This window comes from Pseudomonas sp. Mn2068, assembly GCF_049319725.1.
GTDB classification, from domain to species: Bacteria; Pseudomonadota; Gammaproteobacteria; order Pseudomonadales; family Pseudomonadaceae; genus Aquipseudomonas; species Aquipseudomonas gingeri.
The window spans coordinates 111,721-128,932 of sequence record NZ_JBMOUG010000017.1; the positions used below are offsets into that span (position 1 = coordinate 111,721).

Genomic DNA, 17,212 nt, shown 5'->3' on the forward strand with positions numbered 1-17,212 from the left:
CCGGCCGCTAGGGGCGGGCCCAGGCCGGCGTGGCGCTGTCGGCGGGTGGCTCATCGCTCGGCAGGCTGCTCTGCGATGCCGCGGTGACCAGTTCCCGGCTATCGATCACATGGATGCTGTAGCCAGGGACGTTCTTGGCGTGGTGCTTGGCCTGGGAGGCGAGTTCCGCCAACTGGCTGGCATCCAGCAGGCCGCATGACTGCGGTTGCAGGTGCACCACCCCGATGGACAGCGACAGCAGCGGAAACTCCTGGCGCTGGCCCTGGCGGTTCGAGGCGATGAAGCAGCCCGCCTCCAGGTGCTCGGCGCGGTAGAAACGCCGGCACTGGTGCTGGAAGTCTTCCAGCAACTGATTCAGGCGCTTGCGCCAGTCCTCCGAGCCCAGCACCAGCAGGAAGTCGTCGCCGCCGATATGGCCGACGAAATCCCGGCTCGGATCGACACGATCGTTCAGGCATTGCGCCAGGCACAGCAACACCTCGTCGCCCCGGCCGTAGCCGTAGATATCGTTGAAGGGCTTGAAACTGTCGATATCCACGTAGCAGATCAGCGACTCGCGCTGTTGCTGCAACAGGCGCGTCAGGCACTGCTGGATCGGCACGTTGCCGGGCAGCAGGGTCAGCGGGTTGGCGTAGCGGGCCTGCTGGATCTTCAGTTCGGTGATCAGTTTGAGCACGTCGATCACCCGTCCCAGGCCCAGATAGCAGCCATTGAGGGTGATGATGAAGTCTTCCTCTATGCGTTGCCGGGCGCGGCTGGTCAGCAGCCGGCTGACCTGCTGCAGCGACTGGCTCAGCTCCACCGCGAGGAAGTCATCGCTCATCAGCCGGCTGATGGGCTTGCGGGCGAACAGGTCGGTGGCGAATGGCTTGAGCAGGGCATCCGACAGCGAGTGCCGGTGGACGATGCCACAGGGCCGTTCCTGCTCGTCCAGCACCGCCAGGGAGTTGAGGTTGGCCTGGCGGCGGAAAGCTTCCAGCACGGTTGCCGTGGGGGTGCCCTGGGTCACTGCCGGCTGTTCGATCAGCAGTGCGCTGAGGTCACTGGCTTCCTCGCTCAGTGCAATCGAGGTGTTTTCCAGTTTCGGCAGCAGGCTGCGGGCGTCCTGCGGTGGCTGTTCCTGGGGCCGGCAGAGCAGGTAGCCCTGGACCAGGTCGACCCCCATCTCGGTGAGCACTGCCAGTTCTTCCGGCAATTCGATGCCTTCGGCGATCACCTGGGCCCGCGAGGCCTTGGCGATCTGCAGGATGGAGCCGACGAATTCGCGCTTGAGGCCGTCCTGGTGGATGCCGTCGATAAAGTGCCGGTCGATCTTCACGTAGTCCGGGCGCAGCTCCGACCACAGGCGCAGGCTGGAATAACCGGCGCCCAGGTCATCCAGGGCGATCGAGAAGCCCATGGCGCGGTAGTGGTGCAGCGCGTTCTGCAGCAACTGGAAGTCGTCGGTAGGGGTTTGTTCGGTGAGTTCGATGACCACGTTGCTGGGGTCGATGCCGAAGTCCTGAAGCAGCGTAAGGGTCCGGCCCGGTTGGTGGGTCGGCTCCAGCAGGGATTCTGGGGAAACGTTGAGGAACAGCTTGCCCGGCAGTTTTTGCTCGCTGAAGCGGCGGCAGGCGCTCAGCCGGCAGGCCATTTCCAGTTCGCTCAGGCGTCCGGCCTGGCGGGCCACGGCGAACAGGCTGATCGGCGAGTGCAGGGGGCTGTTGGAGGGCCCGCGACTGAGGGCTTCATAACCGACGATACGCCTCTCGGAGAGCGAAATGATCGGCTGGAACAGACTGTGCAGACCACTCTGAGCCAGGATTGAACTCAAGGCCTTCAGCTGTTCGGTCATGGTCATGGCAGTCTCTGATAATAAAAAAGGACCGGAAGAGACTCTTGATCCAAGAGCCGCATCCAGTCCTTATTTCACGACAGAATGATGACTGTTTGATGACGCTCCGAAGAGCGATCACATTAAATTGCCATTATCTGTCAGTGCTTGGCCACCGCGGTATTCAGGCGCAGGTAATCCAGGAGGATCCGCCCGGTTTCGCTCAGGTAGGCGTCGTCTTCCGGCTTGGTTTTCTTGTCTGGATCAGGCGGCAGGGCGTCTTCGTCCTCTTTCTTCAGTTCCTTGAGAGCGTCTTCGCCCTTGGCCTTGCGGCGGGCGTTTTCCATGGCCAGTTGCTTGGCATCGATATCGGCGCGCTGGGCGCGACGGTCGGCCTCGTTCAGGCTCACGGTCTTTTCCTTCATCAGCTTCTCGGCCAGGGCCAGCTTGTCGCGAATGAAGATGAACTCGGCATCCTTCGACGCGCGGGCATCGTGGTCAGACTTGAGCTGCGCCAGGAACGGCTTGAACGGATCCACCGCCGGCTTGATCGACGGGCGAATGGTGTCCCATGGCATGGCTTCCGGCAGTGCGCTCTCGCCGATTTCCTTGGTGTCGATGATCGACGGGAAATCCACGTCGGGCAGCACGCCCTGGTGCTGGGTGCTCTGCCCGGAAACCCGGTAGAACTTGGCCAGGGTCAGCTTCAGTTCACCATGGTTCAGCGGCTGGATGGTCTGCACGGTGCCTTTGCCGAAGGTCTGGCCACCGATGATCAGCGCCCGGTGATAGTCCTGCATGGCGCCGGCGAAAATCTCCGAGGCCGAGGCGGACAGGCGGTTGACCAGCAACGCCATCGGGCCCTTGTAGAAGGCGCCGGGGTTTTCGTCCTCGAGCACATCGACCTTGCCGTCGGCGTTACGCACCAGTACGGTCGGGCCCTTGTCGATAAACAGGCTGGTCAGCTCGGTGGCTTCCTGCAGGGAACCGCCGCCGTTGTTGCGCAGGTCGATGACCACGCCGTCGACGCCTTCCTTCTGCAATTCGCCCAGCAGCTTCTTGACGTCGCGGGTGGTGCTCTTGTAGTCCGGATCGCCGGCACGGAAGGCCTTGAAGTCCAGGTAGAACGCCGGGATGTCGATGACGCCGAGCTTGTAGTCCTTGCCATCCTGCTTGAGGTGCAGGATCGACTTGTTCGCGGCCTGATCCTCCAGTTTCACCGATTCACGGGTGATGGAGACGATCTTGCTGGTCTGGTCGTTCGGCGCGTTGCTCGCCGGAATCACTTCCAGGCGGACCACGGAGCCTTTCGGACCACGGATCAGCTTGACCACTTCGTCCAGGCGCCAGCCGACCACGTCGACCATTTCCTTGTCGCCCTGGGCGACACCGATGATCTTGTCGGCCGGGGCGACCTGTTTGGTCTTGTCCGCCGGGCCCGACGGCACCAGGCGCACGACCTTGACCTGGTCGTTGTCGCTTTGCAGCACGGCGCCGATCCCCTCGAGGGACAGGCTCATGTTGATGTCGAAGTTTTCCGCGCTATCCGGTGACAGATAGTTGGTGTGCGGGTCGTAGGACATCGCAAAGGTATTGATGTAGGCCTGGAAGATATCTTCGGCCCGGGTCTGGTCCAGGCGCGCCAGCTGGTTCTTGTAGCGCTTGACCAGCAGTTCCTGGATCGCCTTGGGATCCTTGCCGGCGATCTTCAGGCGCAGCACTTCGTCCTTGACGCGCTTGCGCCACAGGTCGTCGAGCTCGGCGGTGCTCTTGAGCCATGGAGCGTCCTTGCGATCGATCAGCAAGGTCTCCTTGGTGGTGAAGTCCATTTTGTCCACGCCCTTGTTCAACTCGGCGAGGGCGAAGTCCAGGCGGGCCTTGACCCGGTCCAGGTAGCGCTTGTAGATGGTGAAGCCGGCATTCAGGTCGCCGCTCTTGAGGAAGTCGTCAAACTGGGTTTTCCATTTGTCGAATTCGCTGATGTCGCTGGCGAGGAAGTAGCTGCGCGACGGATCGAGCAACTTGAGGTAACTGTCGTAGATGATCACCGAGCGCGCGTCGTCGAGCGGCGGCTTGCTGTAGTGATGACGCTTGAGCAACTCGACGACGTTCAGGCTGGCAATCACCTCGTCACGGTCGGGCTGAAGGTTGTCCCAGCTATTGGCTGCGAACGTATTGGCCGAGAACGTGGAAACGCCAAGGCCAATGAAAAGGGCAAGAGCGGTGCTGGGGAACAAATGCTTCATGCTGAGTCGACGCGGGGACAATTGATCACGCATATTAGGCCGTCTTTAAAGTCGCCGGTTCCGCGGGACTGCGTACCAAAACTGCATTGGCAGGTTTTCGTACGACCCTCGGACCGGTCGCATAATGCAAAAAGCCCGGTGCTACAGCTCCGGGCTCAGTCCAGACTCACTATGGAGGCACTGTGAAAGCATTGCAAGGCGTTGAAGGTCAAGTGGAGTGGGTTGAGGAGCCAAGTCCGGCCTGTGATGTCGGACAGGTACGGATTCGCGTGGCGGCTGCGGGACTCAATCGCGCCGATCTGTTGCAGAAGGCCGGGCTCTATCCGCCACCGCCGGGGGCCAGCGAGGTGCTGGGCCTGGAGTGCTCCGGGGTGATCAGTGAAGTGGGCCCGGGATCTGCCTGGCAGGTCGGCGACCGTGTCTGTGCGCTGCTGGCCGGCGGCGGCATGGCCGAGGAAGTGGTGGTCGACGGGCGTCATGTGCTGCCGGTGCCGGAGGGCCTGAGCCTGGTCGAGGCGGCCGCGTTGCCTGAGGTCTACGCCACGGCGTGGCTGAATCTGTTCCAGTTGGCCGGACTCAAGCCGGGTGAAAAAGTGCTGTTGCATGCCGGTGCCAGTGGCGTTGGTTCGGCCGCCATCCAGCTGTGCAAGGCGTTCGGCAATCCCTGCTGGGTAAGCGTCGGTTCGGCGGATCGGCTGGCCTATTGCGAGGCGCTGGGCGCCCAGGGCGGGGCGATCCGCAGCGACGATATCGAAGGGTTGAGCGACTTCGCGCCCTTTGATGTGATCCTCGATCCGGTGGGGGCGAACTACGCCGAGCTGAACGTGAAACTTTTGTCAGCTGACGGGCGGTGGCTGCTGATCGGCCTGATGGGCGGGCGGGAAACCCGGCTGGACCTGGCGAAGATCCTGGCCAAGCGCATCCAGTTGCTGGGGTCGACCTTGCGCAGTCGCGACGCGCAATTCAAGGCGGATCTGCTCAGTGACCTGCATCAGCACGTCTGGCCGCTGTTCGCCGAGAAACGCCTCAGTCCGCAGTTGGCCAAGGTGTTCCCGATCCGCGATGCCGAAGTGGCGTTCACCGAGCTGGCCGGCAACCAGGTGGCGGGCAAGCTGGTGCTGGTGATCGACGAAACGCTGGTGTGAATGCAGGGGCGGCGCCTGTGTGGCAGTGGGCTTGCCTGTGAGGTCTTTGGCGGTCTCACGGGCCTCTTCGCGGGCAAGCCCGCTCCCACAGAAGCCCGCTCCCACGGAAGCCGGTTCCTACAGATGCCAGTTCCTACAGAGGCCGGCTTTCACAGAAGCCGGCTTCGATAAGGGCCGGCTATTTCCAGTGATGGACAGGCCACCCGGCCTTTTCCGCCTGCTCGCGCAGCACCGGGTCCGGGTTGACCGCATGGGGATGGTCGACCTTCAGCAGCAACGGCAAGTCGTTGCGTGAGTCGGAATAGAAGCTCGCGTCCTCGAGGTTTTCCTCTTCGGCATCCAGCCATTCCAGCAGACGGGTGATCTTGCCTTCGCGGTAGGTCAGGGTGCCGACGGTATGCCCGCTGTAGACGCCGTGCATGACCTCCAGCTCGATGCCCAGCACTTCGTCGATGCCCAGGCGTTCGGCAATCGGTTTCACCAGGTGGGTGCCGGAGGCGGAAATCACCAGGATCCGGTCACCCGCCGCCCGATGGGCGGCAATCGCCTTGCAGGCATCGCTGTAGATCAGCGGCTCGATCACATCCTCGACCCAGGGTTCGACCAGGTGCTCGACCTCTTCCGGGGTGCGTCCGGCCATGGGCTCCAGGCTGAACAGCATGAAGTCTTCCATGGCCAGCTCGCCCTTGCTGTAGGCGGCCATCAGTTCGTTGTTGCGGCGCATGAACGACTCCGGATCGACCCAGCCCAGGCGACCCATCTGCTCGCTCCAGAGCGTCGCGCAGTCACCGTGGATCAGGGTTTCATCCAGATCAAAAATTGCCAGGGCCATCAGCGGGATTCTCTCGTCAAGGGAACACTCTTCAAACGCGTCAAAGACATCAGGCTACCTCACACAGGGCCGTCGGATCGATGGACAACGCCAGGCGTCGACCATCGGGGTGCAGATCGGCGGCCGAACGGTTGAGCACATCCACCACCAGTTCCACGCCCCGCGCCTCGACCCGATAGCGGATGACGTTGCCCAGCAGGCTGTGGCTGCGGATCAGCGCATCCAGCTCGCCGTCGGTACTCAGTTCGATGGCTTCCGGGCGGATGGCGATACGACCGTTGATCGGACGCTGCAGCAGGCGGCTGGCGGCGTCGGCCTCGAGCAGGTTGTAGTTGCCGATAAAACCGGCGGCAAACACATCCACCGGGGCGGTGTAGAGCGATTCGGCGTCGCCGCTCTGGACGATCTTGCCCTGGTTCATCAGGAAGATCCGGTCACTCATGGTCAGGGCTTCTTCCTGATCATGGGTGACGAAGATGGTGGTCAGGCCCAGCTCGCGCTGGATTGCCCGGATCTGTTCGCGCAAGTGCTTGCGAATCCGCGCATCGAGGGCCGACAGCGGCTCGTCGAGCAGCAGCAGGCGCGGGCGGGTGACCAGCGAACGGGCCAGGGCCACGCGCTGGCATTGGCCGCCGGACAGCTGGTGCGGGTAGCGCGCGGCGAAGTCGTGCAGTTCCACCAGCTTGAGGGCTTCCATCACGCGCTTGTGGCTGTCGTCGGCATTGACCTTCTGCATTTTCAGGCCGAAGGCTACGTTCTGTTCCACGGTCATGTTGGGGAACAGCGCGTAGCTCTGGAACACCATGCCGATCGCACGCTTCTGCGGGCTGAGGGGCACGATGTCCTGGCCGTCGAGGAGGATCTTGCCGCTGTCCACCGGGGTCAGGCCGGCGATGCAGCGCAGCAGCGTGGACTTGCCGCAACCGGACGGGCCGAGCAGGGTGACGAACTCGCCCTTGGCGATTTCGCAGTTGATGTCGCTGAACACCGTGGTGCCGGCGTAGGTTTTTTTCAGGCTCTGGACACTGATGAAGCTCATTGGCTTTTGTCCTTCTCTTTTGGTGAAGAGCTCAGGCGATTGGCGACCCAGGTGAGTACCAAAACAAAGAGGAAGTAGGAGATCACCAGGGCGCTGGTGAAGTGACCGCTGCTGTTGCGCATGTTGTTCAGGTACACCTGCAGGGTTTCATAGCGGGTGCCCACCAGGATGTTGGCGAACACGAACTCGCCGAACAGGAAGGAGAACGACAGCAGCAACGCGACCATCAGGCCCTTGCGCAGGTTGGGCAGGACCACCAGGAACGCCGCCTGCCAGGTGCTGGCGCCGAGCAGGTGGGCGGCGTCCATCAGGTCGCGCAGGTTGATCGCCTGCAGGTTGTTGGTGATGGCCCGGTACATGAAAGGCAAGGCCACGGTGAAGTAGCAGCCGATCAGGATCCACGGCGTACCGACCATGGCGAACGGCCCGGAGCCGTACAGTTGCAACAGTCCCACCGAGGACACCACCGGCGGCACCGCGAAGGGCAGCAGGATCAGGATGTTCATCAGCGCGTCGAGCCGCGGGAAGTGGTAGTGCACCACGAACAGCAGCGGCAGGATCAGCACCACCGACAACACCAGCGAGCCGACGCAGACGATCAGCGACTGGCCGAAGGCATTGAGGAAGCGTGGGTCGCTCCACAGTTGCAGGTACCACTTGAAGGTGAAACCGCTGGGCAGGACGGTCGCCGACCAACTGCTGGCAATCGAATAGACCAGGGTGCCGGCCAGGGGCAGCAACAGGATCAGGAACAACAGGTAGACCACCAGGCGGTGGTACAGGGCGGCGGAGCCGGGTTCAGCGCGCGACATGGTAGCTCCTCTTCAACAGCCACTGGTGGATCACGGTCACGAAGGTCATCAGGCCCACCAGCACTACGGCCAGGGCACTGGCCATGTTCGGGTCGAGGCTGATGTCGCCGGAGACCATGGCGGCGATACGGATCGGCAACACGTTGAAGTTGCCGGTGGTCAGGGCATAGACCGTGGCGTAGGCGCCGAGGGCGTTGGCCAGCAGGATCACGAAGGTCCCCAGCAGCGCCGGGGTCAGCACCGGCAGGCCGATATGGCGCCAGAACTGCCAGCCTTCGGCACCGAGCAGCGCGGCGGACTCGCGCCAGTCTTCGCGCAGGGCGTCGAAGGCCGGGTAGAGCAGCAGCACGCCCAGGGGAATCTGGAAGTAGGTGTAGAGGATGATCAGGCCGGTCTTCGAGTACAGGTTGAAGTCCTGGATGATCCCCGCCTGCTTCAGCATGATGGTGATGGTGCCGTTGAAGCCCAGCAGGATGATGAACGCGAAGGCCAGGGGCACGCCGGCGAAGTTGCTGGTCATGTTGGCGAAGGCATTGACGAAATCCCGCAGGCGCGAGTCGACCCGGCGTAGCGAGTAGGCACCGAGCACCGCGATGATCATGCCGAACACGCTCGACCAGAAGCTGATCTCCAGGCTGTACTGGATCGCCTGCAGGTAGAACTTCGAACTGAAGATCTTGCTGAAGTTGGCCAGGCCCCAGCCATCGTCTTCCGATTGCAGGCTGTTGATCAGCACCCACACCAGCGGCGCGATCTCGAACACGATGAAGAACAGGGCAAAGGGCACCAGGCAGAGCACGGCGAGCCATTTGCCACGGGTGAGTGAATTCACTTCAGCAGCTCCCGGCATACAGGTTTGTCATGGGGGACGCCCAGCAGCTCGCAGATCGTGCCGCACAGTTGCGTCTGTTGGGGCGTGGCGTCGGGATCGAAACTGAAGGCATCGCCGAGGACGAACAGCGGCACTTCCCGTTCCTCGGCCAGCAGGCCGTTGTGCGAGCGGTCGTTGTTCATGCCGTGGTCGGCGGTCACCAGTACCTGGTAGCCGGCGTCGAGCCAGCCTTGCAGGTAGTCGGCCAGGATAATGTCGGCTGCACGCGCGCTGTTGCGGTATTGCGCGGTATCGAGGCCATGCTTGTGGCCGGCGTCGTCGATATTCATCGGGTGCACCAGCAGGAAGTTCGGCGCGTGTTGCAGGCGCAGGCTTTCGGCATCGGCGAACAGATGGGAGTCGGGGTAGTGATCGACCCAATAGAAATGCCCGTGCTGGATCGGCAGGCTTTCATCGCGGGTATGACGGTCACGGGCCGCGACGAAGGGCGAGCGGTTGTACAGTTCGCTGACCCAGTGATAGGCCGCCGCGGCGGTGCTCAGACCGGCGTCGCGGGCGTAATGGAACACGCTGCGCTGGTTGGACAGGCGCGAGACGTGGTTGTGCACGATGCCGCTCCGGATCGGGGCCACACCGGTGAGAATGCATTCGTAGAGCGGTCTTGAGAGCGAGGGCAACTCGCATTCCAGTTTGTACAGCGCCGCGCGTCCTGCGCCTGCGTAAGCCTGGAGATGGCCCATGGCATGCCGGGCGACCTCGTAGTTCAGGCCATCGAGCACGACCAGGATGACGTTGTGCTGCATAAGCCGGGCCTCCATGTTGGGGAACGAACAGAATCTGATGTGGGAGCCGGCCTGCCGGCGACGAGGGCCTTGAGACTAATATTGTTCTCTCGGTCCTTATCGCCGGCAAGCCGGCTCCTGCAATGATCGCGTTGACCCGGGGACGAGCCCCGGGCCAAGGCTGTCGGGTTATTGCATGTTGATGATGACTTCTTCGTTCCACTTCTGCGGCAGCGCCTTGGAAGTCTTCTCCCAGGCATCGGCGTCTTTGATCGGCGTGACTTTCTTGTACTGCTCGTTAGGCAGCAGCTTGGCTTTCACGTCTGCCGGCAGGGTCAGGTGCTCGGCACGGATCGGACGGGCATTGCCGCGCGCCAGGTTGATCTGGCCCGCATCGCTGAAGATGTATTCGCGGGTCAGCTTGGCGGCGTTCGGGTGCTTGGCGTACTTGTTGATGATGGTGGTGTAGCCGGAAATCACCGAACCGTCCGATGGGATCAGCACGACGTAGTCATCCGGGTTGGCCATCTTGGCCTTGTAGCTCAGGCCGTTGAAGTCCCAGACCACGCCGACTTCGACTTCGCCTTTTTCCATGGTGGCGATGGTCGGGTTGGCGAGCGACAGGCGACCCTGCTTGGCGATATCGGCAAACATCAGCAGGGCCGGTTGCAGGTTCTTCTCGTCGCCACCGTTGGCCAGGGCAGCGGCCAGTACGCCGTTGGCGGCCTGGGCGGCGGTGCTCACGTCACCGATGGAAACCTTGTACTTGCCGGTCTTGAGGTCAGCCCAGCTTTTCGGTGCTTCGGAACCGTGCAGCAGCTTCTTGTTGACGATGAAGGCGATGGTACCTGTGTAGGCCAGTGCCCAGTTGCCGTCCTTGTCCTTGGCCCAATCCGGGACCTGGGCCCAGGTGCTTGGCTTGTACGGCTGGGCGACGCCCTTTTTCACCGCGATCGGACCGAAGGCCGCGCCGACGTCGCCGATATCGGCGCTGGCGTTGTCTTTCTCCGCATCGAACTTGGCGATTTCCTGGGCCGAGCTCATGTCGGTGTCGATGTGCTTGAGGCCGTACTTGTCGCTCAGGTCTTTCCAGGTGCCAGCCCAGTTCGCCCAGTCATCGGGCATGCCGACGCTGTTCACGGCGCCTTCTTTCTTGGCGGCGTTTTCAAGTGTTTGCAAATCGGTGTCAGCGGCCATGGCGGAGGTGCACAGGGCAATGGTCGAGCCTAACAGTGATGCCAGGAAAAGCTGTTTCATCCGAAGCTCCTTTGGGCGTTTTCAACGCAGAGATTTTTTATCAACAGTTTCTATGACGGTTTTTATAACGTGGTGCAGTGCATCGTTTGGTCTAGGTCAGCAATACCTGAGCCAATTTAAGCCAGCAGGATGACACTTTGATGTCGGCATCAGTCCTGCAAGGTTTTTTGCCCGTAGTGCTCATGACCGTCGAATTAAGCGTAGACCATTTGTAACTAGCTGATATTTATGCGAATTGATGTTCTGGAACGGCCGTCCACGTGCACCGTTTCGTCGCTTTGTCACATATCAGTCATATGCATTGCCTAGGCTGAGCGCTACAACTGGGGACCGCGATCCTGTGCGGTTCTGCCCTCAAACAGTGCTGGACTAGTCCAGATAGGTAACGTTGATGCGCGAAGAGGCACCAAAAGCGGTGACAGCCATCGGTCAGGCGCTCCATGAGCAGATCGAACACGGGCTGTTGCCACCGGGAAGCAAGCTGCCGGCCGAGCGCAAGCTCAGCGAGCTGTTCAGCACCACCCGGATCACCGTGCGCGAGGCCTTGCTGCAACTGGAGGCCCAGGGGCTGATCTATCGGGAGGAGCGTCGCGGCTGGTTCATCTCGCCGCCACGGCTGGCCTACAACCTTATGCAGCGTAGCCACTTTCACGCGATGGTCAGTGCCCAGGGGCGGGTGCCGTCCACCCAGGTGATTTGCGCGCGCCTGCAACCGGCTTCGGCGGCGGTGTGTGACTGGTTGCAGTTGCCGGCCTTGTCCAGCGTGATCCAGATCTGCCGGGCGCGGCGGATCGATGAGCGGCTGGTGCTGTATGTCGAGCACTACCTCAACCCGCAGTACTTCCCGGGCATCCTGGAGTTCGACCTGAACCAGTCGATAACCGAGCTGTATGCCCGCCACTACGACCTGCATTACGGGCGGGTGCGCTTCGAAATCGTGCCGACCTCATTGCAGGTCGAGGCGGCCGCCGCGTTGCGGGTATCGGTGGGCAGTCCGGGCCTGCGGATTGCCCGGGTCAACTACGACCAGCATGAACGGCTGATCGACTGTGACCTGGAGTTCTGGCGGCATGATGCGATTCATGTCGGCGTGGATGTGGTTTAGCGGTCACTCCTGGATTGGCAGGCGACGCGGATTTTGTGGGGGCCGGCTTGCTGGCGATAGCGGCTTTCCAGGCGGCAGCGATGTGGCAATCAGATCGCATCGCCAGCAAGCCGGCTCCTGCAATTCAGTGGTGTGTTCAAGATTTTGGCGTGGATTCCGTTTCCGGGCCGCCGCCGGCGGTGACCACCTGCACGCTCAGGCGCGGGGTCGCCAGGTCCAGCCCGGCCTCGTCCATGGTGCGTTTCAACGACAGGTTGAACGCCCGTGAGACTTCCCACTGCTTGATCGGCGCGGTCTTGAACCGGGCGCGCAGGATCGCGCTGCCGGACTCGAAGCTCTCGACGCCCTGGATCTCCAGCGGCGACCAGATATTGCGCCGCTGCAGCGGGTCGGTGCGCATCTTCTGGCCGACATCGCGCATCAGCTTGATCGCATCGTCAATCGGCATGTTGTAGGGGATTGCCACCCGGAAGATCGCATAGCCGAACTCCCGCGAGTAGTTCTTGATGCTCTTGATCTCGCTGAACGGGATGGTATGCACGATGCCGTCGATGTCCCGCAGCCGCACGGTGCGGATGGTCAGGCCTTCGACGGTGCCGAGGTGGCCGCCGACATCCACGTAGTCGTCGATGGCCAGGGAGTCCTCGATGATGATGAACAACCCGGTGATCAGGTCCGCCACCAGTGACTGCGCACCAAAACCGATCGCCAGGCCGATCACGCCGGCACCGGCCAGCAGTGGCGTGACGTTCATGCCCATGTTCGCCAGGGCGACGATCAACGCGATGATGAAGATCGCCACGAACAGCACGTTGCGGATCAGCGGCATCATGGTCTGCGCCCGGGCATTGGCCAGGCCCTTGCGCGAGCGGGTCAGGGCGTGATGCACGGCGGTGTCGCTGAGAATCCACACCAGCCAGGCGAAAATCAGCGTGCCACCCAGGCTGAACAGCCTGACGCTGACCTCGTGGCCTTCGCCTTCGGTAAAGCGGATCAGCGACATGCCCCAGACCCGCAGGCCCAGTTCGATAAAGACCAGCCAGACAAACAGGTGCACCAGGGTGTAGCAGAAACTCTTCAACCGCTCGGAATACAGCGCGTGGCGCTTGTGTCCGCGTTGCGGCTTGAGGGCATGGCGTCGGACCAGGCCGTTGATCACCATGCACAGCACCACCAGCACGGTGCAGATCAGCGACTGGCGCAGGGCGGTGCTGGTATCGCCGGCGGAGACGAAGGTGGCGAACAGCGAGATCGCCACCAGGATGAGGGCGGGGACGAACCAGAAGGTGCCGAGGATCTCGATGGTATCGCTGAGGGCGCGCCGGGTCAGGCGCCGGGACAGCGGCTGGTTGCGGATCAGGTGGGCGATGGGCCGGCGGAACCGCAGGATGAACAGTCCGGTGGACAGCGCCGCCATGACATTGGCGAAAGTCGCGGCGGTGTGCGCCAGGTGGCTGCCGAGGCTGGCGACCAGGCGCGGGTCGCCGAGGGCCTCGCCGAACGCGGCGAAACTGCCGATCAGCCACAGCGGCCGGAAAGCCCGGTGCCGCAGGATGTGCAGGGCCTGGTGGCGGTGCGGTCCGTCGAGCACGGAGAAGGCGATCACGCAGATCGCCGAGAAACAGGTGCCGACCACCAGTGCATAGGCCAGCACCATCGCCAGGTCCTTGCCCAGGGACGAGGGCAGGGCGTAGCCCATGTACACGGTAATCAGCAGGGCGATCATCCAGGGACCGAGCTTGCGCAGGGCAAAGCGCAGCAGGTCGACCGTGCGCGGATGCTGGGGCAGTTCCTCGGTCAGGCCGAAGCGCAGGCGGACCCGGTGGCTGAGCCAGATCATGGTCCAGGCGAGGAAGCTCCACAGCAGCAGGATCAGTGCGAAGGCGAAGATGATCGGCAGCCATTCGCTGGCCGGAAGCATCAGCGCGAGCATTTCCTCCTGGGCCAGGTCGAACTCCTGTGACCAGCGATTGAGCGGACTGTCAGTGCCGGTGAATTGTTTCTCGAGGTTGGACAGGGTGCTGCCGATCAGGCCGAGCACGCCTTCCTCGGTGACCGGCTGGGCCTTCTTGGTGCTGTCCCGGAGCTTTTTCAGATCGCTCAGCAGCTTGCTGCGCTGCTGGTCGTTTTCCAGGTTCTTGATCACTTCGTCCAGCGACTGGGCCAGGGGCTCGGTCGGTTGCGGCTGGTTTTTGTCGGCGCTGTTCAACAGGCTGGGCAGGCCGACCGCCTGGGCGGGGGCCAACGGCATCAGCGTCAGCAGGCAGATGAACAGGCAGGCGGGCAGAGCGAAAAGACGGGCGAACACTAGGCAGTCAACCATACGGGATACGGATCGACCGAGTGTACGCCAGCCTCAGGCGTCGCGCATTTATTCAGCTTCAGCCAGTTTGGCGAGGATCTTGTAGACCACGGTGCCGAGGATGCACAGCATGCCCAGCCAGATCAGCACGGGACCGGCATTGCGCTCACGGAAGTTGAAGCCGACGGCCAGCATCAACATGCCTGCCAGGATCGGGATAAGCATCGAGTGAAACGCAAGTGGGCTGATCATCGCGACGGCCTTGTCGAGGGGGATACCTTGAGTCTAGGTCGCTTTGGCGGGATGTGTATTGATGTGTATCGGTGATTGCACACCCTGATCGGGTTTGTGTAGGGGCGGGCTTTTTGAATGTCTCGCTGGAGGCTCTTGTGACGTGGAGCGTCACGGGCTGCATTCCCACGCAGGGCGTGGGAACGATCAACAAAAGCTTCGCGGGCAAGCCCGCTTCCACAGGTGCGGTGTTGCGTCAGGGACTACGGCAGTTCGCGGCTGGCGAAGAAGGCGCTGAGGACCTTGACCAGGTGCGCCAGGTCATGGCTGCCCGCCAGTTCGCGGATCGAGTGCATGGCGAAGGTCGGCAGGCCGATATCCACCGTGCGCACGCCCAGGTGGCTGGCGGTGATCGGGCCGATGGTCGAGCCGCAACCCATGTCGCTGCGGACCACGAAGCTCTGCACCGGGACTTCTTCGGCCATGCACAGGTGGCGGAAGAAGCCGGCGGTTTCGCTGTTGGTGGCGTAGCGCTGGTTGCTGTTGACCTTGATCACCGGGCCGGCGTTGAGTTTCGGGCCATGGTTGGCGTCGTGCTTGTCGGCGTAGTTCGGGTGTACGCCATGGGCATTGTCGGCCGAGACCAGCAGGGATTTCTGGATCGTCCGGACGAACTCGTCGCCTTCGGGCAGCAGGCGGCGCAGGGTCTGTTCGAGCATCGGGCCGTCGGCGCCGCAGGCGGAACAGGAACCGACTTCCTCATGGTCGTTGCAGACCAGGACGCAGGTTTCCTCGGTGTCGGCGGTGAGCAATGCTTGCAGGCCGGCGTAGCAGGACAGCAGGTTGTCCAGGCGGGCGCCGGCGATGAAGTCGCCGTTGAGGCCGATCACGGCGGCGGCCTGGGTGTCGTAGAAACTCAGCTCGTAGTCGAGCACCACATCGGCGTTGAGGCCATGTTCGCGGGCCAGTTGCTCGGTGAGCACGGCGCGGAAATCCACCCGCTCGTCACCGGCGAACTGCGCGAGGATCGGCGGCAGTTCGTTCTGCGCATTGATCGCCCAGCCCTGGTTGGCTTCACGGTTGAGGTGAATCGCCAGGTTGGGAATGGTCGCGATGGGGGCCTTGAAGTCGATCAACTGGCTTTCGACCTTGCCGTCGCGGCGGAAGGTGACACGGCCGGCCAGGGACAGGTCGCGGTCGAACCAGGGGGCGAGCAGGGCACCGCCATAGACTTCGACGCCCAGTTGCCAGAAGCCCTGGCGCTGCAGTTCGGGTTGCGGCTTGACGCGCAGGCACGGGCTGTCGGTGTGGGCGCCGACCATGCGAATGCCATCGAGCAGTGGCGAAGCGCGGCCGAGCTTGATGGCGACGATGGAGGAGTCGTTCCGGGTGACGTAGTAGCGACCGTTGGCTTCGGTGTTCCAGGTCTCGCGTTCGTCGAGACGCTGGTAACCCGCCGCTTCCAGGCGCTGGACCAGGCTGGCAGTGGCATGAAAGGGGGTGGGGGAGGCCTTGAGGAAGTCGATCAGGCCTTGGTTCAACTCTTCGCGCATAAGTAGCTCCAGACAGCAGTGCCGGAAGTTTACCGTATCTTGTGGGAGCCGGCTTGCCGGCGATGGCGGCCTTGAGGTTTGTGCCGTTCTCACGGGCTCTATCGCCGGCAGGCCGGCTCCTGCGGGGAGCTTGGCAGTGGCGAAAGCGAAGCCGGTTTGTCCTGGTAGCGTTGGCGCGATATCAGAAGGGGGCGGGGCACTCGAAGCGCAGGCGTTCGCCACTCTGCGGGTGGGTGAAGCTCAGCATGCTCGCGTGCAGGCACAGCCGCGGCCAGGCCGCCAGTGCCTGCGGATGGGCGTACAGGCCGTCACCGAGCAGCGGATGGCCGATGGAGAGCATGTGCACGCGCAACTGGTGCGAGCGTCCGGTGATCGGAGTCAACTCGACACGGCACCAGTCACCCTGGCGTTCCAGCACTTTCCAGAAGGTCAGCGCGTGCTTGCCGAACTCGTGGTCGACCACATGGCGGGGCTTGGTCGGCGGGTCGTAGCGCAAAGGCAGGTCGATGCTGCCGCTGTCCAGTTCCGGCTGGCCCCAGCACAGCGCGGTGTAGGCCTTTTCGGTTTCGCGGTCATGGAACTGCCGCGACAGTTCGCGGTGGCTATCGGCATCGCGGGCCAGCAGGATGATGCCCGAGGTTTCCCAGTCCAGCCGGTGCACGATACGGGCTTCGGGGTAGCCGTTTTCCTGCAGGCGGGTGATCAGGCAGTCCTTGTTGTCATCGGCCCGGCCCGGGACGGAGAGCAGCAGGGTCGGTTTGTCCACCACCAGTACGGCGGCGTCCTGGTGGATGATGCGGATATTGGACAGCGGCATTAAAACAGTCTCGTAACAAACGCCAACGGCGGCCCGATGATATTCACCCGACCGTAGGAGCCGGCTTGCTGGCGATCGCATCGACGCGGTTTACCTGATAAACCGAGTTGATTCTATCGCCAGCAAGCCGGCTCCCACGACAGTTAAGGGTGAATATCACCGAGCCGCCGTGGCTCCGACCGGATCGATCAACGATCAGGCAGGGTGATATTGAGTTCCAGGATCGAGCAGCTGCCCTGGTTTTCCAGGGCAACGTGCACGTCATCGGACCCGATATTGACGTACTTGCGGATCACTTCCACCAACTCCTTTTGCAGGGCGGGCAGGTAATCCGGGGTACTGCGTTGGCCGCGTTCGTGCGCCACGATGATCTGCAGACGCTCTTTCGCGACCGACGCGGTGCTTACTTTTTTGCTGGCACGAAAGAAGTCAAAAAGGTTCATTGC

The 17,212-nt window shown here is 62.6% G+C and carries 15 protein-coding genes; 2 read left to right on the forward strand and 13 right to left on the reverse strand.

Going from position 1 to position 17,212, the window contains the following annotated elements; translation table 11 throughout:
* Window positions 1–7: 7 nt before the first annotated feature.
* A complete protein-coding gene (locus ACL9RJ_RS28540) occupies window positions 8–1,840 on the reverse strand; it encodes a bifunctional diguanylate cyclase/phosphodiesterase (protein WP_422765875.1) in 1,833 nt (610 codons plus the stop codon).
* Window positions 1,841–1,974: 134 nt separating this feature from the next.
* The gene (locus ACL9RJ_RS28545; protein ID WP_177064220.1) at window positions 1,975–4,059 is read right to left on the reverse strand and encodes a carboxy terminal-processing peptidase; all 2,085 of its coding nucleotides are present in this window, start codon (window positions 4,057–4,059) and stop codon (window positions 1,975–1,977) included.
* Window positions 4,060–4,241: 182 nt separating this feature from the next.
* Here ACL9RJ_RS28545 and ACL9RJ_RS28550 point away from each other — a divergent pair, with 182 nt between their 5' ends.
* A complete protein-coding gene (locus ACL9RJ_RS28550; protein ID WP_177085282.1) occupies window positions 4,242–5,204 on the forward strand; it encodes a zinc-binding dehydrogenase in 963 nt (320 codons plus the stop codon).
* Between the two features lie 178 nt (window positions 5,205–5,382).
* Here ACL9RJ_RS28550 and ACL9RJ_RS28555 read toward each other — a convergent pair whose 3' ends face one another.
* From ACL9RJ_RS28555 to ACL9RJ_RS28580, 6 genes are all read right to left on the reverse strand, one after another.
* Complete coding sequence (locus ACL9RJ_RS28555; RefSeq protein WP_017127808.1) at window positions 5,383–6,036, reverse strand: HAD family hydrolase; 654 nt, start codon at window positions 6,034–6,036, stop codon at window positions 5,383–5,385.
* Between the two features lie 49 nt (window positions 6,037–6,085).
* Window positions 6,086–7,075 carry an ABC transporter ATP-binding protein gene (locus ACL9RJ_RS28560; RefSeq protein ID WP_017127809.1) on the reverse strand — a complete coding sequence of 330 codons (990 nt, stop codon included), beginning with the start codon at window positions 7,073–7,075 and terminating at the stop codon, window positions 6,086–6,088.
* Window positions 7,072–7,887 (reverse strand): ABC transporter permease, encoded by an 816-nt coding sequence (locus ACL9RJ_RS28565; RefSeq protein ID WP_177085280.1) that lies wholly within the window; start codon window positions 7,885–7,887, stop codon window positions 7,072–7,074. The genes ACL9RJ_RS28560 and ACL9RJ_RS28565 overlap by 4 nt, the downstream gene beginning before the upstream one ends.
* On the reverse strand, window positions 7,874–8,719 hold the full coding sequence (locus tag ACL9RJ_RS28570) for an ABC transporter permease (RefSeq protein ID WP_017127811.1): 846 nt from the start codon (window positions 8,717–8,719) through the stop codon (window positions 7,874–7,876). Before ACL9RJ_RS28570 ends, ACL9RJ_RS28565 begins: the two co-directional genes overlap by 14 nt.
* Window positions 8,716–9,522: an alkaline phosphatase family protein gene (locus tag ACL9RJ_RS28575; protein WP_212810667.1), complete on the reverse strand. Its 807-nt coding sequence runs from the start codon at window positions 9,520–9,522 to the stop codon at window positions 8,716–8,718. Before ACL9RJ_RS28575 ends, ACL9RJ_RS28570 begins: the two co-directional genes overlap by 4 nt.
* Before the next feature lie 168 nt (window positions 9,523–9,690).
* The gene (locus tag ACL9RJ_RS28580) at window positions 9,691–10,758 is read right to left on the reverse strand and encodes an ABC transporter substrate-binding protein (RefSeq protein WP_017127813.1); all 1,068 of its coding nucleotides are present in this window, start codon (window positions 10,756–10,758) and stop codon (window positions 9,691–9,693) included.
* Window positions 10,759–11,149: 391 nt separating this feature from the next.
* Between ACL9RJ_RS28580 and ACL9RJ_RS28585 the strand changes: the two genes are divergently transcribed.
* Window positions 11,150–11,863, forward strand: a complete 714-nt coding sequence (locus ACL9RJ_RS28585; protein ID WP_017127814.1) for a UTRA domain-containing protein — start codon at window positions 11,150–11,152, stop codon at window positions 11,861–11,863.
* A 136-nt stretch (window positions 11,864–11,999) separates the two neighbouring features.
* Here the strand turns inward: ACL9RJ_RS28585 and ACL9RJ_RS28590 are convergent, their stop codons facing one another.
* From ACL9RJ_RS28590 to minE, 5 genes are all read right to left on the reverse strand, one after another.
* On the reverse strand, window positions 12,000–14,171 hold the full coding sequence (locus tag ACL9RJ_RS28590; RefSeq protein ID WP_042936097.1) for a mechanosensitive ion channel family protein: 2,172 nt from the start codon (window positions 14,169–14,171) through the stop codon (window positions 12,000–12,002).
* A 63-nt stretch (window positions 14,172–14,234) separates the two neighbouring features.
* The gene (locus ACL9RJ_RS28595) at window positions 14,235–14,417 is read right to left on the reverse strand and encodes a hypothetical protein (protein ID WP_017127816.1); all 183 of its coding nucleotides are present in this window, start codon (window positions 14,415–14,417) and stop codon (window positions 14,235–14,237) included.
* 242 nt (window positions 14,418–14,659) lie between these two features.
* Entirely contained in the window at window positions 14,660–15,949 is a 1,290-nt protein-coding gene (locus ACL9RJ_RS28600) for a M18 family aminopeptidase (protein WP_017127817.1), read from the reverse strand.
* Between the two features lie 181 nt (window positions 15,950–16,130).
* A complete protein-coding gene (locus ACL9RJ_RS28605; protein ID WP_017127818.1) occupies window positions 16,131–16,766 on the reverse strand; it encodes an RluA family pseudouridine synthase in 636 nt (211 codons plus the stop codon).
* Between the two features lie 188 nt (window positions 16,767–16,954).
* Window positions 16,955–17,209 (reverse strand): cell division topological specificity factor MinE, encoded by a 255-nt coding sequence (minE, locus tag ACL9RJ_RS28610; RefSeq protein WP_007898843.1) that lies wholly within the window; start codon window positions 17,207–17,209, stop codon window positions 16,955–16,957.
* Window positions 17,210–17,212 lie beyond the last annotated feature (3 nt).

Bases quoted from the DNA above. Each gene is read 5' to 3' on its own strand.
- ACL9RJ_RS28540 (WP_422765875.1), bottom strand. From the start codon at position 1,840: ATGACCATGACCGAACAGCTGAAGGCCTTGAGTTCAATCCTGGCTCAG.
- ACL9RJ_RS28545 (WP_177064220.1), bottom strand. From the start codon at position 4,059: ATGAAGCATTTGTTCCCCAGCACCGCTCTTGCCCTTTTCATTGGCCTT.
- ACL9RJ_RS28555 (WP_017127808.1), bottom strand. From the start codon at position 6,036: ATGGCCCTGGCAATTTTTGATCTGGATGAAACCCTGATCCACGGTGAC.
- ACL9RJ_RS28560 (WP_017127809.1), bottom strand. From the start codon at position 7,075: ATGAGCTTCATCAGTGTCCAGAGCCTGAAAAAAACCTACGCCGGCACC.
- ACL9RJ_RS28565 (WP_177085280.1), bottom strand. From the start codon at position 7,887: ATGTCGCGCGCTGAACCCGGCTCCGCCGCCCTGTACCACCGCCTGGTG.
- ACL9RJ_RS28575 (WP_212810667.1), bottom strand. From the start codon at position 9,522: ATGCAGCACAACGTCATCCTGGTCGTGCTCGATGGCCTGAACTACGAG.
- ACL9RJ_RS28580 (WP_017127813.1), bottom strand. From the start codon at position 10,758: ATGAAACAGCTTTTCCTGGCATCACTGTTAGGCTCGACCATTGCCCTG.
- ACL9RJ_RS28585 (WP_017127814.1), top strand. From the start codon at position 11,150: ATGCGCGAAGAGGCACCAAAAGCGGTGACAGCCATCGGTCAGGCGCTC.
- ACL9RJ_RS28595 (WP_017127816.1), bottom strand. From the start codon at position 14,417: ATGATCAGCCCACTTGCGTTTCACTCGATGCTTATCCCGATCCTGGCA.
- ACL9RJ_RS28600 (WP_017127817.1), bottom strand. From the start codon at position 15,949: ATGCGCGAAGAGTTGAACCAAGGCCTGATCGACTTCCTCAAGGCCTCC.
- ACL9RJ_RS28605 (WP_017127818.1), bottom strand. From the start codon at position 16,766: ATGCCGCTGTCCAATATCCGCATCATCCACCAGGACGCCGCCGTACTG.
- minE (WP_007898843.1), bottom strand. From the start codon at position 17,209: ATGAACCTTTTTGACTTCTTTCGTGCCAGCAAAAAAGTAAGCACCGCG.